The sequence below is a fragment of the Erwinia sp. E_sp_B01_1 genome, assembly GCF_036865545.1.
In the GTDB taxonomy this organism is placed as follows: Bacteria; Pseudomonadota; Gammaproteobacteria; order Enterobacterales; family Enterobacteriaceae; genus Erwinia.
This window is the reverse complement of sequence record NZ_CP142208.1, coordinates 3403126-3417318: the sequence shown is the minus strand read 5'-3', so window position 1 is coordinate 3417318 and position 14193 is coordinate 3403126. Positions and strand designations below refer to the sequence as shown.

The 14193-nt window shown below is 55.4% G+C and carries 14 protein-coding genes, 1 tRNA gene and 1 pseudogene; 14 read left to right on the top strand and 2 right to left on the bottom strand.

Annotated features, from left to right (window positions below):
- Positions 1-9: 9 nt before the first annotated feature.
- From tssF to VRC33_RS15990, 5 genes and pseudogenes are all read left to right on the top strand, one after another.
- Positions 10-1773: a type VI secretion system baseplate subunit TssF gene (gene tssF, locus VRC33_RS16010; RefSeq protein ID WP_338557301.1), complete on the top strand. Its 1764-nt coding sequence runs from the start codon at positions 10-12 to the stop codon at positions 1771-1773.
- Positions 1728-2831: a type VI secretion system baseplate subunit TssG gene (gene tssG, locus VRC33_RS16005; protein ID WP_338557300.1), complete on the top strand. Its 1104-nt coding sequence runs from the start codon at positions 1728-1730 to the stop codon at positions 2829-2831. Before tssF ends, tssG begins: the two co-directional genes overlap by 46 nt.
- Entirely contained in the window at positions 2806-3348 is a 543-nt protein-coding gene (tssJ, locus tag VRC33_RS16000) for a type VI secretion system lipoprotein TssJ (protein WP_338557299.1), read from the top strand. The genes tssG and tssJ overlap by 26 nt, the downstream gene beginning before the upstream one ends.
- Positions 3341-3796: a type VI secretion system baseplate subunit TssE gene (tssE, locus tag VRC33_RS15995; RefSeq protein WP_338557298.1), complete on the top strand. Its 456-nt coding sequence runs from the start codon at positions 3341-3343 to the stop codon at positions 3794-3796. The genes tssJ and tssE overlap by 8 nt, the downstream gene beginning before the upstream one ends.
- Positions 3797-3841: 45 nt before the next feature.
- A pseudogene (locus VRC33_RS15990) lies at positions 3842-5274 on the top strand (VasL domain-containing protein).
- A 160-nt stretch (positions 5275-5434) separates the two neighbouring features.
- Here VRC33_RS15990 and VRC33_RS15985 read toward each other — a convergent pair.
- Both VRC33_RS15985 and VRC33_RS15980 read right to left on the bottom strand, forming a co-directional pair.
- Positions 5435-5509, bottom strand: a tRNA-Arg gene (locus tag VRC33_RS15985).
- Positions 5510-6030: 521 nt separating this feature from the next.
- Entirely contained in the window at positions 6031-6975 is a 945-nt protein-coding gene (locus VRC33_RS15980) for a formate/nitrite transporter family protein (RefSeq protein ID WP_338557296.1), read from the bottom strand.
- Positions 6976-7213: 238 nt separating this feature from the next.
- On the opposite strand from VRC33_RS15980, the gene ccmA reads away from it, so the two are divergent.
- From ccmA to ccmI, 9 genes are read left to right on the top strand one after another with little or no spacing between them, the layout of a single operon-like run.
- A complete protein-coding gene (gene ccmA / locus VRC33_RS15975; RefSeq protein WP_338557295.1) occupies positions 7214-7831 on the top strand; it encodes a cytochrome c biogenesis heme-transporting ATPase CcmA in 618 nt (205 codons plus the stop codon).
- Positions 7831-8490, top strand: a complete 660-nt coding sequence (ccmB, locus tag VRC33_RS15970) for a heme exporter protein CcmB (RefSeq protein ID WP_338557294.1) — start codon at positions 7831-7833, stop codon at positions 8488-8490. Before ccmA ends, ccmB begins: the two co-directional genes overlap by 1 nt.
- Positions 8491-8544: 54 nt before the next feature.
- On the top strand, positions 8545-9288 hold the full coding sequence (locus VRC33_RS15965) for a heme ABC transporter permease (protein ID WP_338557293.1): 744 nt from the start codon (positions 8545-8547) through the stop codon (positions 9286-9288).
- Positions 9285-9518, top strand: coding sequence for a heme exporter protein CcmD (gene ccmD / locus VRC33_RS15960; RefSeq protein WP_338576770.1), 234 nt, complete (start codon positions 9285-9287; stop codon positions 9516-9518). The genes VRC33_RS15965 and ccmD overlap by 4 nt, the downstream gene beginning before the upstream one ends.
- Positions 9515-10003, top strand: coding sequence for a cytochrome c maturation protein CcmE (gene ccmE, locus VRC33_RS15955; RefSeq protein WP_338557292.1), 489 nt, complete (start codon positions 9515-9517; stop codon positions 10001-10003). Before ccmD ends, ccmE begins: the two co-directional genes overlap by 4 nt.
- Positions 10000-11955 carry a heme lyase CcmF/NrfE family subunit gene (locus VRC33_RS15950; protein ID WP_338557291.1) on the top strand — a complete coding sequence of 652 codons (1956 nt, stop codon included), beginning with the start codon at positions 10000-10002 and terminating at the stop codon, positions 11953-11955. Before ccmE ends, VRC33_RS15950 begins: the two co-directional genes overlap by 4 nt.
- Positions 11952-12509, top strand: coding sequence for a DsbE family thiol:disulfide interchange protein (locus VRC33_RS15945; protein ID WP_338557290.1), 558 nt, complete (start codon positions 11952-11954; stop codon positions 12507-12509). The genes VRC33_RS15950 and VRC33_RS15945 overlap by 4 nt, the downstream gene beginning before the upstream one ends.
- A complete protein-coding gene (locus tag VRC33_RS15940; RefSeq protein ID WP_338557289.1) occupies positions 12506-12961 on the top strand; it encodes a cytochrome c-type biogenesis protein in 456 nt (151 codons plus the stop codon). Before VRC33_RS15945 ends, VRC33_RS15940 begins: the two co-directional genes overlap by 4 nt.
- The gene (gene ccmI, locus VRC33_RS15935; protein ID WP_338557288.1) at positions 12961-14172 is read left to right on the top strand and encodes a c-type cytochrome biogenesis protein CcmI; all 1212 of its coding nucleotides are present in this window, start codon (positions 12961-12963) and stop codon (positions 14170-14172) included. The genes VRC33_RS15940 and ccmI overlap by 1 nt, the downstream gene beginning before the upstream one ends.
- The last annotated feature ends 21 nt before the right edge of the window (positions 14173-14193 follow it).

Genomic DNA, 14193 nt, shown 5'->3' with positions numbered 1-14193 from the left:
TGATAACAAATGGACGATTTAACCCTGCGCCATTACGAGGCGGAATTACGCTACCTCCGTGAAGCCGCAAAAGAGTTTGCCCAGACCCACCCTGACCGGGCGGCGATGCTCGATCTGGATAAAGCCGGGACACCTGACCCGTATGTGGAACGCCTGTTCGAAGGGTTTGCCTTCTCGATGGGACGCCTGCGTGAAAAAATTGACGACGACCTGCCGGAGCTGACTGAAGGGCTGGTCAGTATGCTCTGGCCACATTATCTGCAGACCATTCCGTCACTCTCCGTCGTCGCCTTCACCCCGGGGCTGCATGCGGTGAAAATGGCCGAGCGGGTACCCGCAGGCCTTGAGGTCTGGTCCCGTCCGGTGGGACCGAAACATACCGTCTGCCGCTACCGTACCACCCGGGATATGATGCTTAACCCGCTGAATATTTCCGGTATCACCATGACCACCGAGCCAGATGGCCGCTCGTTATTGCGCATGCGTTTTGCCTGCAGCAGCCAGGCGGACTGGTCACAGGCCGACCTCAGTCGCCTGAGCCTCTACCTGGGGGCCGATGCTCCGGTCAGCAGCCAGTTGCACCTGATGCTGACGAAGCGTCAGGCTGCCCTGTCTATGCGCCTGCCCGGGCAGACCGACCGCATCCGGCTGGACGGGCATTTTTCGCCGGGTGGATTTCGTGACGAAGACAGCCTGTGGCCCAAAGGGGGCACCGCGTTCAGTGGCTACCAGCTGTTGCTGGAATACTTCACCTTCCGCGAAAAGTTTATGTTTGTTCACCTCAACGGCCTTGAGGGCATTACACCGCCGGCAGGGGCTGAGTATTTTGATATTGAAGTGGTATTCAGCAGCGTCTGGCCATCCGACCTGCCGGTGACGAATGGCGACATTCGCCTCCACTGTGTGCCGGTGATAAACCTGTTTACCCTGGAGGCCGACCCGCTCACCATTTCAGGTCTTGAAAGTGAATACCTGTTACGCCCCAAACGTCTGCAGGACGGTCATACTGAGATTTATGCTGTGGATTCGGTAACCGGTTCAAACCGCACTCATGATGCAGAGTACGTGCCGTTCAGCAGCTTCCGTCACAAGGGCGGGATGATGCGCCGCCAGGCACCACCGCGTTACTACCACACTCGCGTGAAACGGGGCGTCACCGGGCTGTATGACACCTGGCTTATTCTCGGGGGGCATCAGTGGGAAGACGATCGGCTCATCGAACGTGAAGCGGTATCGCTGCAAATTACCGGTACTAACGGTCAGCTACCGCGCCGGGCGCTCCAGAGTACGCTGCTTGACCGCTGCGAACAGGTGGTACAGACCGGGCTGTCGGTGAAAAACCTCTGCAAACCCACGCTGCCGGTGTACCCGCCTGCGGAAGACCGGTTTCACTGGCGTGTACTGGGCCATCTGGGGACCCGTTTTCTGAACATGATGGACAACGCTGAAGTGCTGCGTAACACCCTGGCTCTCTACAACTGGCTGGAGGACGAACTCAATACCCGCCGTCTGGAGGCCATCTTGCAGGTGGAGCACCATCGTCTTCACCGTTTTGAGCAGGGATTTCTGCTGCAGGGGCTCGATATTGAGGTCACTCTCGACAGTAACGGATTCACGGGCGAGGGCGATATCCATCTGTTCGGTGAGATGCTGAACCGCTTCTTTGCCCTGTATGCCGACATGAACCAGTTTAACCAGCTCACGTTTATCGTTCAGCCAGAAGGAAAATGCATCCGGTGGAAAGAGAATCACAGTCCGCGCCTGCCAGGTTGATGGCGCAGCTGGGTGACCGGCTACCGTATATCAATTTTTACCGCTTCTGCCAGCTCCTGGATCAGTGTGAGCCTGATAAACCTGTCACAGGCAGCAGCTGGCAGGTTCGTCATGAACCGGTACGCTTCCGACCGCATCCGGGGATGGGCTTTCCAGCTTCAGAAATCAAATGCCTGGAGCCGCCTGAACACCCGCATCTACCGCCCACTGTCCGCATCACCTTTACGGGGCTCTATGGCGTGGAGTCGCCGCTGCCCACGCACTTTATCGATGACATCACCCAGCGCCGGGAAGGGTATGAAGCGACGGCCGATTTTCTGGATATCTTCAACCACCGGCTGATTAGCCAGTATTACCTTATCTGGCGGAAATATAACTGGCCGGGTTCGTTTGAAGCAGGAGGTAAGGACAATATTTCTCAGTACCTGCTGGGGCTGGCAGGGCTCGGTATTGACGGCTGTGCGGAGAATATTGCCACCCCGGCCTCACGTTTTCTGGCACTGCTGCCGGTGATGCTGTTGCCGGGACGCACCGCAGAGGGACTGGCCTCGCTGGTTCATCTGCTGGCCCCCAGTACAGGGGCAAAAATCTGGCACCACGACAAACGTCGTGTCCCGCTCAAAAAGCCTCTGACCATCAGCGTCAGTCAGCCGGTCACCCTGAATAATCGACCGGTGATGGGCAACTATGCCACGGAGGCGAACAGTCAGGTACTGATGCAATTGACCACCAACGATCCGCAGGATGTGCAGGGCTGGCTCCCCGGTGGCGAACTGCACGGCGATTTACTGGCGCTGCTGCATGTGTATCTCGGCTCACATCTGAGCGTGCGTCTGCAGTTGTGTGTGGAGCGTCGTTTTCTTCCCGATGCGACAATGAGCAGCCAGCCCCGGGCAGGGGCCGTGCAACTGGGACGAACCGCCGTGATGCGACCGCTGAACCCGGCCAGCACCACGACACACTCCAAAATTATTACCATCAGTCTGGGCCGCTATGAGCGGGTTCAGGAAAATATTCATCGTAGGGAGACGGATGAACATGGCGACTACCGCGACTAAAACCTCACTGGCCACGCTGGCCGTGGTTATCCCGATGCTGCTGGGTGGCTGCGGGCTGATCCAGAGCGTTGCAGATGGCACAAAGTCTGTGACCAAATCGATTTTTTACAAGCAGGTGAAGACCCTGCATCTGGATATTCGGGCCCGTGAGGCCATCAATAAAAATGCCGGCGGCGTGGCATTGTCCACGGTAGTACGGGTCTGTCAGCTTAAAGACCGTAAGACGTTCGACAGTACGGACTATCCGTCGCTGTTTGCGAATGACAGCCAGGCCATCAAAGCTGACCTGCTGGCAGAGAAAGATTTTCGCCTGCAGCCGGGTGGCGCGGTGACGGTGGACATGCCGATGGACGAAAATGCGCAATATGTGGCGGTGACGGGGATGTTTATGTCACCAGACCAGGTGAACAATACCTGGCGGGTAGTGCTGAGTCGTGACGATTTGGATCCGGATAAGGCACGCGTTATTGAGGCCGCCAATAACCGGCTGACACTGAAGGCGCTGAAAGATGAATAATAATACGCCGCGCTCGTCGCTGTACGAAACCCTGTTTGGCAACTTTAGCGGCGGTCTGGACCTGCATCAGGTCAGTGAAGAAAATCAGGCCATCCTTTCGGTGCTGGATAATATGCAGCGTATTCTTAACTGCCGTGCGGGCACGCTCGCACACTTGCCGGACTATGGTCTGCCTGATATGACGACGATTATTCAGGGGTTACCCGGTACCGGGCACACTCTGATTGAAACCCTCGCGGCCGTGCTGCTGAAGTACGAACCCCGTCTGAAAAGTATTCAGGTAGTACTGCTTGATCAGACGATACCTGGCGAACTGCGCTACGCCATCGACGCAGAACTCAAGGGTATGGGTCTGGTCCGCTACGGTACCGAGTTTATGCCGGAAGGGAAAATCCTTATCCGGCACCTCAAACAGCAGCAGTACCTTGAGGCGCTGGCGGCAATATAACGCCCACGCCAGCGCTGTTTTACTCCCCCTTTTACAGAAATCATCATGACGACAACTTCTTCCAAACGCCATCTGAAAACAGGTGGTGATCCGCGCACGCTGCCAGATTATGCCGCCCTGTGCGAAGAACTGAGTAAACTGACACACCCGGCTCGTCCGGATGTGAACTGGCGTTATGCCGAAAAACTTTGTCTTTCGCTGTTTGAGCAAAATGGTGTGGAGCTGCAGACGGTGGCCTGGTATACGCTGGCACGTACCCAAGTGGCCGGGTTGTTTGGTCTGAATGAAGGATTATCCCTGCTGGAGGCCATGATAAGCCATCAGTGGGGCGCGCTGTGGCCGCAGCCGGTACATGCCCGCATAGAAATCCTCAGTGCTCTGAGCCAGCGCCTGCAACAACGGATGCGCACTCTTCGCCTGAATTACAGCGAGCTCAGTCAGATTTACCTTGCAGAACAGCAGCTTGTCAGCCTGGGCGCGGTGTTACAGCGTCTGGAGCTTAAACACCTGAGCCAGTTTGACACGTTATGTACCCTGATGCATAACAGTGCCGTCCGGCTTGAGAACAGTGAGGGTGCATTGGATGCTGGTGCGGTAATTCAATCCGGCATGGTGCTGCCCGCTACGGTAATGCATGGTGTGGCAACATCAACTGATGCCTTAGAGGGTATCAGGGCTGCAGAGAAAAACGTGCTGAACAACGCGGTGAAGTGGGTATATGTAGTGCAGCCGGAACATCAGCCGGATGTGGAAGTATTGTCGGCAATAACTGCACCGCAAAAAAAGTGGAAATCCTTTACTGCAGGAATGGTCACCATGCTGGTGATAAGCGTGTCCGCAGTGTGGGGCTGGCAGTATCTGCACCGTACGGACCCGCTACAGACTCAGCTTGTTGCATCTCTGGCCCCGTTACCCTCTACAATCTCCCTGGGCAGATGGAAACATTGCGTCAACAATCTCCTTTACCACAAACCTTTATTACACAAACACAGCAGCAGCTTGCCCGCCTGGAACAGTTACCACCTGACTGGAATATTGATTATGGTCGTCAACTGGTCGAACAGGCTAAGGTGCTGTGGCCAGAGCAGACCAACTCCCTGATACTTGCCTGGAAGCAACGACTTAACGCTACCGCGATGCCAGCAGAAAACCTGAATGGCTGGCATCAGGGGATGACCAGGCTACAACAACTGAGCGACCAGCTGAGTGGGTTGGATGAGCAGAAGGGAAAGTACATGACGATCAGTGAACTGAAATCGGTAGTTTTTTCCACCATGCAGTCATTTAATCAGACCATACCAGTTGAAGAACAACTGCGAGTACTGTCGCAACACCCGGACGGAAAGCCTTTACCTGCCGGTGCAAGAGCCCAGACGCAAATGCATCTGAAACAGCTTACCGCCCGTTACGCTTTACTGACTCAGTATGGAGAGCGGGACTCACTGATCCAGCAAAAGAAAATTGTAGTGGCACGCTGAATGCGTCCACCTGAACAGTTCATGTTAACCGGGTAACTCAGAGTAAATTGTTCAGTGCTTAGATTTCCGTTGCGCCATCAGCCAGCTTATAAGGCTTATCTTTTTGCGCTGATAGTACTGGGGTTTGGCGAACTATTGCGGAGGGTGGCGAACTGGATAATGGTGTCCCCTGCAGGAATCGAACCTGCAACTAGCCCTTAGGAGGGGCTCGTTATATCCATTTAACTAAGGAGACAGCGGCGGGGAGTATAGCGCGATTTAAGCCGCAGATTAAGCACTTACCCATCCGACTGCTGGTTTTGTCGCCAGTCAGCGATTTTTAACAGGCTCATCAGCGGCCAGAATTGATGTAAACGTGCTGAATGCAGCTTGAATCTTTCCAGTAAAATGCCAGAAGTTGCGTTGGATCAAGATCTGCCCCGGCGCGGGGGACTAGTGTAAAGCAAAGTAAATCCACTGCTGTTGCTTATCTCCTGAAGAGGTACGACTATGTCTCTTAAACTTTCCCTTGGGGTTGTTTCACTGATTTGGCTGGCTTATGTCATATTCGCTGGAAGCTTTTATGCAAATACCTGGGCACTGTTCAGTTAGTGCCAGATAAGGCAGCAGAAATCCCTCTTTGCTGCCTTAGTTTCATCAGGCCTCCCGGAACCACTATCTCAGTTCTTCCAGACCCCATAACCTTGCTCCATTAAATTGCGTGCAGAGGTTCATCGCGTGACAGATAGCCTCGTTTCCGGACCGGCTTATCAGAGCTTACTCAACATGCCGCTCTTTCTCGTTCTCACTCTCTTCTCCGCCTTTTTTCTCTTTCTTTTCTCTGGCTTTTGCCTCGGCTTTGGCCCTGGCTTTTGCTTCAGTATTCATGTCATTGCGGATTTGCGCATGACTGATTAGCGCGAAGATAAAGGTGCCGCCGATGATATTACCCGCCAGCGTTGGCAGGGCGAACGGCCAGAGGAACTCCTGCCAGCTGACGACGCCGTTAAAGACCAGATAAAGTATCTCGACCGAACCCACGACGATATGCGCCAGATCGCCCAGCGCGACCAGCCAGGTCATCAGGATGATCACCCAGATTTTCGCTGCACCGGAGGAAGGGAACATCCATACCATAGTGGCGATAATCCAGCCTGAGATCACGGCATTGGCAAACATTTCGCCCGGCGTGTTCTCCATCACTTTTTGACTGATAGCAACAAAGGCTTCCCTGGTGGCATCGTCAAAAATGGGCATATGAGTAAAGGCCAGCGAAGCCATGCCTGTGCCAATCAGGTTGCCCAGCAGCACCAGTCCCCACAGGCGCAGTAGCAGTAACAAATTACTGCCGGTTGGCTTGTGCATAATGGGCAATACGGCTGTTACCGTGTTTTCTGTAAATAGCTGCTGTCGCGCCATAATGACGATGATAAAGCCGAAGGTATAACCCAGGTTTTCCAGAAGAAATGCACCCGGCACGCCCTCAAGATTGACCTGAAAAATGCCCTTGGCCATTAAAGAAGCCCCCATCGACAGGCCCGCAGCGATGGCAGAAAACAGCAGAGCCAGGCCGTCACGCTCCAGCTCTTTTTCACCTTCCTGACGGATTTGCTCATGGACGGCAGCAGCGCGGGAAGGCAATACCTCCTCGTCTACTTCAATCTCTTTGTCCTGCTCGCTCTCTTCGCTTTCTACTTCGCCATCATCATGTTTCTTATTCATTATTGTCGTTCCCAGTGGTGTGATCTCCTTAAGCGTAGCGGGTTTTTTGCGGGATGAAATGTAACGAAATATCAGGAGAAGCGTAACAAACCTTTAACCGCAAGGTTTTTTTACGCAAAATGTGAGGTGTAACAGGCATAATGCTGTTCGCTGGCACTCTGCCGGCTGAGTGCAGGCTGCGATGAACTGATTGCCTGTGGTACTATTTCGCCCCCTTGACTAAGCGCGACTTTATCAGATGCTGGAAGCCAACAACCTGACCTGCGTACGCGACGAACGCACGCTGTTCAGCGACCTCTGTTTTACCGTTTCAGCGGGCGATATTGTCCAGATTGAAGGGGCCAATGGCGCAGGAAAAACGTCACTGCTGCGTATTCTTGCCGGGCTGAGCCGGGCAGAGCAGGGGGATGTTCTGTGGCAGCAGCAACCGATCCACCGCCAGCGTGAAACCTGGCACAGGGCCCTGCTTTATCTTGGGCATCAGCCCGGTGTAAAAGCGGTGCTGACCGCGCGTGAAAATTTGCATTTTTATCATGCCAGTCAGTCCGAAGCTTCGCTGATGGCGGCGCTGGAAGAAGTGGATCTGGTGGGATTTGAGGATGTTGCCGTGGCCCAACTCTCCGCGGGACAGCAGCGGCGGGTGGCGCTGGCGCGGTTATGGTTGAGCCGCTCGCCGCTATGGATCCTTGATGAGCCATTAACCGCCATAGATAAATCTGGCGTAGCGAAATTAATGGCGCTGTTCAGCCACCATGCTGAGAATGGCGGCGCGGTGATCCTCACCACCCATCAGGAATTACCGGAAGCACAGCGCACAGTTCGCAAACTTCGTCTTACCTCTCAGGAGGTAATCTGATGTTCTGGCGTGTGCTTAAACGCGAACTGCGCATCGCATTCCGCAGCGGTTCGGAAATTATCAATCCGCTGTGGTTTTTTCTGATTGTTATCACTCTGTTTCCGCTGGGAATAGGTCCGGAACCTGGATTGCTGGCGCGCATTGCCCCCGGAATTGTCTGGGTCGCCGCTTTGCTCTCTTCGTTGCTGGCGCTTGAGCGCCTGTTCCGTGATGACTTTCTCGACGGCTCGCTGGAGCAACTTCTGTTGTTACCCACGCCGCTGCCGATAACGGTATTAGGCAAAGTGGCCGCTCACTGGGTTGTAACCGGATTGCCGCTGTTGCTGCTTTCTCCTCTGGCTGCCTTGCTGCTTTCGCTGGACTTTGCGAGCTGGCGCGCCATTGCCCTGACATTATTGCTGGGCACTCCAACCCTGAGTTTCCTGGGGGCGATTGGGGTAGGGCTGACGGTAGGGTTGCGCCGGGGCGGTGTGTTACTGAGTTTACTGGTGTTGCCACTGGCAGTGCCGGTACTGATTTTTGCCAGCGCAGCCATAGATGCTGCCGGCATGGGATTACCGATTGACGGCTACCTGGCAATTTTAGGTGCCCTGTTAGCAGGCAGCGCGACCCTTGCGCCGTTCGCCACTGCCGCCGCGTTGCGGGTCAGCGTGCACTAAATATTTTAATAAAAACACCAGAACGCTTTTTCTATTTATGTGAGCAAAATAATAATGTGGAAATGGTTACATCAACTCGGTAAGCCCGACCGGCTCTACCGGTTATGCGGTCGCTGGATACCCTGGTTAGCCGTACCGGGCATCGCCAGCCTGATCCTGGGCTGGGTCTGGGGATTTGGTTTCGCTCCTGCCGATTATCAGCAGGGAGACAGCTACCGCATCATGTATATCCATGTCCCGGCCGCCATGTGGTCTATGGGCATTTATGGATCGATGGCCATTGCGGCCTTTATTGGCCTTGTCTGGCAGTGGAAATCAGCCGATTTGGCCGCCGCAGCAATGGCTCCCGTCGGAGCGGTATTTACCTTTATCGCGCTGATCACCGGGTCTGCCTGGGGCAAGCCGATGTGGGGAACCTGGTGGATATGGGATGCCCGTCTGACCTCAGAACTGGTGCTTCTCTTCCTCTATATGGGGGTTATCGCCCTCTATAACGCTTTTGACGATCGCAGAATGGCGGGACGCGCCGCCGGGATACTGATCCTGGTGGGCGTGGTCAATCTGCCGATTATCCATTACTCGGTGCAGTGGTGGAATACCCTGCATCAGGGCTCATCCGGGATGCTACAACAGGCTATCGACCCCAGCATGCGTAGCCCGCTGCGCTGGTCAATCCTTGGTTATCTGTTGATATTCCTCTCCCTGACGCTGATGCGTCTGCGCAATCTGATCCTGTTCACAGAGCGCCACCGTCCCTGGGTGGCAGAACTTGCAGCCAAAGGAGGGCGCAAAGCATGAAGCCCGCTTTCTCATCCTGGCCGGATTTTTTCGCCATGGGCGGATACGCCTTTTATGTCTGGCTGGCAGTAGCCTGCACGCTGATCCCGCTTGCCGGGCTGGTGCTGCATACGCTCATCCAGCGCCATCGTCTGCTGAATGATATTCGTCAGCGTCAGTCTCGCGAACGTCGCATTCTGACAGCCAAACAAAAAAAAGCTGCCAGTGAAGCCGCAGGAGAAATGCAGTGAATCCGCGTCGTAAGAGTCGCCTGATCATGGTGACAGTCATACTGGCAGGTCTCGGCCTGGCCACCGCCCTGGTGATGTACGCGCTGCGTTCCAACATCGACCTTTTTTACACGCCCAGCGAAATTCTTGATGGTAAAGGTGAAGCACACGTAAAACCTGAACCGGGCCAGCGATTGCGGGTTGGCGGCATGGTGATGCCGGGAAGCGTAAAGCGCGATCCCGATACCCTGCAGGTCTCCTTCAAACTGTATGACGCCCGTGGCGTGATTGGGGTCAGCTACCTCGGTATCCTGCCCGACCTGTTCCGCGAAGGGCAGGGCGTAGTCGCCCAGGGCGTGCTGGAAGATGGCAACCTGGTCAATGCGAAAGAGGTGCTGGCGAAGCACGATGAGAAATATACGCCGCCAGAAATTGAGGATGCGATGAAAACCAATCATAAAGAGGCACAGGCCTGGCAGACTTCCGGGAAAGGGGGCCAGTCATGATGCCGGAAATCGGCAGTTTTCTGCTCTGTCTGGCGCTGGCAATCTCTCTGCTGTTGAGCATTTATCCGCTCTGGGGGGCGGCACGTCAGGATCGTCGTCTGATGGGGCTGGCACGGCCGCTCAGCTATGCGCTCTTTGTCTGCATTCTTGGTGCCTTTGTGGTGCTGGTCCATGCGTTTGTAGTGAATGATTTTAGCGTGGCCTATGTGGCCACCAACTCCAATACGCTGCTGCCGGTCTACTACCGTATCGCCGCCACCTGGGGGGCACACGAAGGTTCGCTGCTGCTCTGGCTGCTGCTGTTAAGCACCTGGACGCTGGCCGTGGCGCTGTTCAGCCGGGGAATGCCGCAGGATTCCATCGCCCGTGTGCTGGCGGTGATGGGGATGATTAACCTGGGCTTTCTGCTGTTTATCACCCTGACCTCCAATCCCTTTACCCGGACGCTGCCGGACTTCCCGATAGACGGCAGCGATCTTAATCCGATGCTGCAGGACATTGGCCTGATTTTCCATCCGCCGTTGTTATATATGGGATATGTGGGCTTTTCTGTCGCCTTCGCCTTTGCGATCGCCTCGTTGATGGCCGGCAGGCTGGATACGGCCTGGGCGCGCTGGTCGCGTCCCTGGACCACCGCTGCCTGGGTTTTCCTGACCATCGGCATCGTGCTCGGTTCGGCCTGGGCCTATTATGAACTGGGCTGGGGCGGCTGGTGGTTCTGGGATCCGGTAGAAAACGCTTCCTTTATGCCGTGGCTTGCAGGGACAGCGCTGATCCACTCGCTGGCCGTGACCGAAAAACGCGGTACTTTCAAAGCCTGGACCGTGCTGCTGGCGATTACCGCCTTCTCGCTGAGCCTGCTGGGGACGTTCCTGGTGCGTTCCGGCGTGCTGGTTTCGGTTCACTCATTCGCTTCCGATCCGGCGCGCGGCATGTTTATCCTCGCTTTCCTGGTGATCGTCATCGGCAGCTCGCTGCTGCTGTATGCGGTGAAGGGCAGCAAAGTGCGCAGCCGGGTGCAGAACGAAGTCTGGTCGCGTGAATCTTTCCTGCTGGGCAACAACGTGCTGCTGATTGCCGCGATGCTGGTGGTATTGCTGGGCACGTTGCTGCCCCTGGTACACAAGCAGCTTGGCCTGGGCAGCATCTCGATTGGCGAACCCTTCTTTAATACGCTGTTTACCTGGCTGATGGCTCCGCTGGCGCTGATGCTCGGTATCGGGCCGCTGGTTCGCTGGCGTCGTGATGAACCGCAGAAGCTCTGGAAACGTCTGGCAATCGCCGTGGTTGGCACTCTGGTGCTCTCTGTCCTGCTGCCGTGGCTGATGCAGGATCGCATCGAAGCGATGGCGGTAGTTGGTTTGCTGATGTCGATCTGGGTGATCTTCCTGACGCTGATGGAACTGCACGAGCGCGCCACCCATCGTCATGGCTTCTTTAAAGGACTGACGCATCTCTCCCGCAGCCACTGGGGCATGGTGCTGGGGCATCTGGGCGTGGCCGTCACGGTGATCGGTATCGCCTTCAGCCAGAATTACAGCGTGGAACGTGATGTGCGGATGCGCGCCGGGGATACGGTCGATATCCACGATTATCATTTTACCTTCCGTGATGTTCACAACCTGCAGGGCCCCAATTTTACCGGTGGCGTGGGGATTATTGATGTGACCCGCAACGGCAGACATGAGGCGACGCTGCGTGCTGAGAAACGCTACTACAGCGTGGCCCGCACCATGATGACCGAGGCGGCGATAAACGGTGGATTCACCCGCGATCTCTATGCGGCGCTGGGTGAAGAGCTGGGCGATAACTCCTGGGCCGTGCGCATCTACTACAAACCTTTTGTTCGCTGGATCTGGTTTGGCGGCTTGTTTATGGCTGTGGGCGGCATCTTCTGCCTGTGCGATCCCCGTTACCGTTCGCGCAAAAAAGCGCAGAAGGAGCTGGCATGAGTAAGAAAGTGCTTTATATCCCGCTGGTGCTGTTCCTGCTGCTGGCAGCCGCGCTGATGTGGCAGTTGAACCGCAATGCGAATGGAGACGATCCCACGCTGCTGGAATCGGCCCTGGTGGGGAAACCCGTACCGGTGTTTAAGCTGGAGTCGCTGGATAAACCGGGTAAAACGTACGATCAGTCGGTACTGACGGATGGCAAACCTGTTCTGCTCAATGTCTGGGCTACCTGGTGTCCTACCTGCCGTGCTGAGCATCAGTATCTCAACACGCTGGCCGCTAAAGGCGTGCGCGTGGTGGGACTGAACTACAAAGACGATCGCGGGAAAGCGGTCAACTGGCTGAATACGCTGGGCAACCCCTATGCGCTGAGCCTGTACGACGGCAATGGCATGCTGGGTCTGGATTTAGGCGTGTATGGCGCGCCAGAAACCTTTCTGATCGATGGCAAAGGGATCATCCGCTATCGCCATGCCGGCGATTTGAACGACGACGTATGGATGCGTGAAGTGAAACCCTTATGGGAAAAATACAGCAAGGAGGCTGGAGCATGAAACAGTGGATTTTACTTCTGGCGCTGTTTATCAGCGCCGGAGCGCTGGCAGACAATATTGATACTTATAAATTCTCGTCGGTGGATCAGGAGCAGCAATATCGTCACCTGACCGAGTCGCTGCGCTGTCCGAAATGCCAGAATAACAGCATTGCGGACTCCAACGCGATGATCGCCAGCGACATGAGGCTGAAGGTTTATGAGCTGCTGAAAAACGGGCAAACGCCCGAACAGGTTAAGCAGTATATGGTCGCGCGCTACGGCAATTTTGTCACCTATCAGCCTCCCGTAATGCCCTCCACCATTATCCTGTGGGCTGGCCCGGCACTGTTTGTCCTTATCGGCGCGCTGGTGATTGTGTTACGCAGCAGAAAACGCTCTCCTGATAATGAGATGGACGCAGAACAGCAACAGCGCCTGAATGCGCTTTTAAAGACTAACAGGAAGCAATAATGGCTGGATTCTGGTTAACCCTTCTGGGACTGCTGATTGCGTCAGTTGCGCTGCTGCTGATTGCCGGAGGCCGTAAACATCGCCCGGTGGCTATCGAGCGGGATGCACTGAATAAAGCTTTTTATCATCAGCGGCTGAAAGAGCTGGAAGAAGATGAAGAGCAGGGCGTCGTGGGCGAACGGCCAGAAATGGTCCGTGAACTGCAACAGACCCTGCTGCTTGATATCCCGAATGATGAGCAGATTGTCGAGCGCAGCGTCAGCCGCTGGGTGCTGCTGCCGGGCGTGCTGGTGCTGATCTTCGTCAGTCTGGGCTTTTATTTTAAAACCGGGGGCTTTGCGCAGGTGATGTCGTGGCAACAGGTGCAGAACGATCTGCCTGCACTGCGGGCCCAGGTAATGAACCCTGACGCCAAACCGCTAACGATGGAAGAGCTGGCCCGACTGGGACTGGGGATCCGCACCTCACTGCAACAGGATCCGCAAAACGTGAATGACTGGCTGATGCTGGGACGCATCGGTATGGTGCTGAACAATGCCACTACCGCTACGCAGGCATTCCAGCATGCGATGCAGCTGGCGCCAGAGAACCAGGAAGTCAAACTCAGCTATGCCGATGTGCTGACCCGCTCACCGGATCCGCAGGATAACCGTCAGGCCGGAGAAATGCTCAATGAGATGCTTAAAACGGATAGCAACAATTTGCGGATACTGAGCCTGTTGGCATTTAATGCTTTCAGCCAGCAACACTACCCTGAGGCGATAGCCAGCTGGCAAAAGATGTTACAATTGTTACCGGCTGACGATCAACGCAGGGTAATGATCCAGCGCAGTATTGAGCAGGCGAAAACGGAATCTGGTAAGCAAAACAGCCAGCTGGCGCTGTCAGTAACCCTGACGCCGGCCGCAGAAAAAATGTTACCGGCTGACGGAGTGTTGTATATTTCCGTGGCAGATGGTGTTTCTCCCGTCCCGGTGGCGGTGAAAAAAATGCCTTTAAGCCGTTTTCCTTTATCGCTGACGCTGGATGACAGCAATGCCATGATGCCGGAGCGTTTACTATCTGCTCAGCATCAGGTTCAGGTACGCGTGCGTATCTCGCGTGATGGCAGCGCCAATCCGCAGCCGGGCGACTGGTTCGGTAGCAGTGCCGTGACGCCCTTTACAGGTCACCAGCAACTGGCTGTTGAGATCGACCGGCAGCAGCCTTAAAAGCGGTATTCTATTGATAAC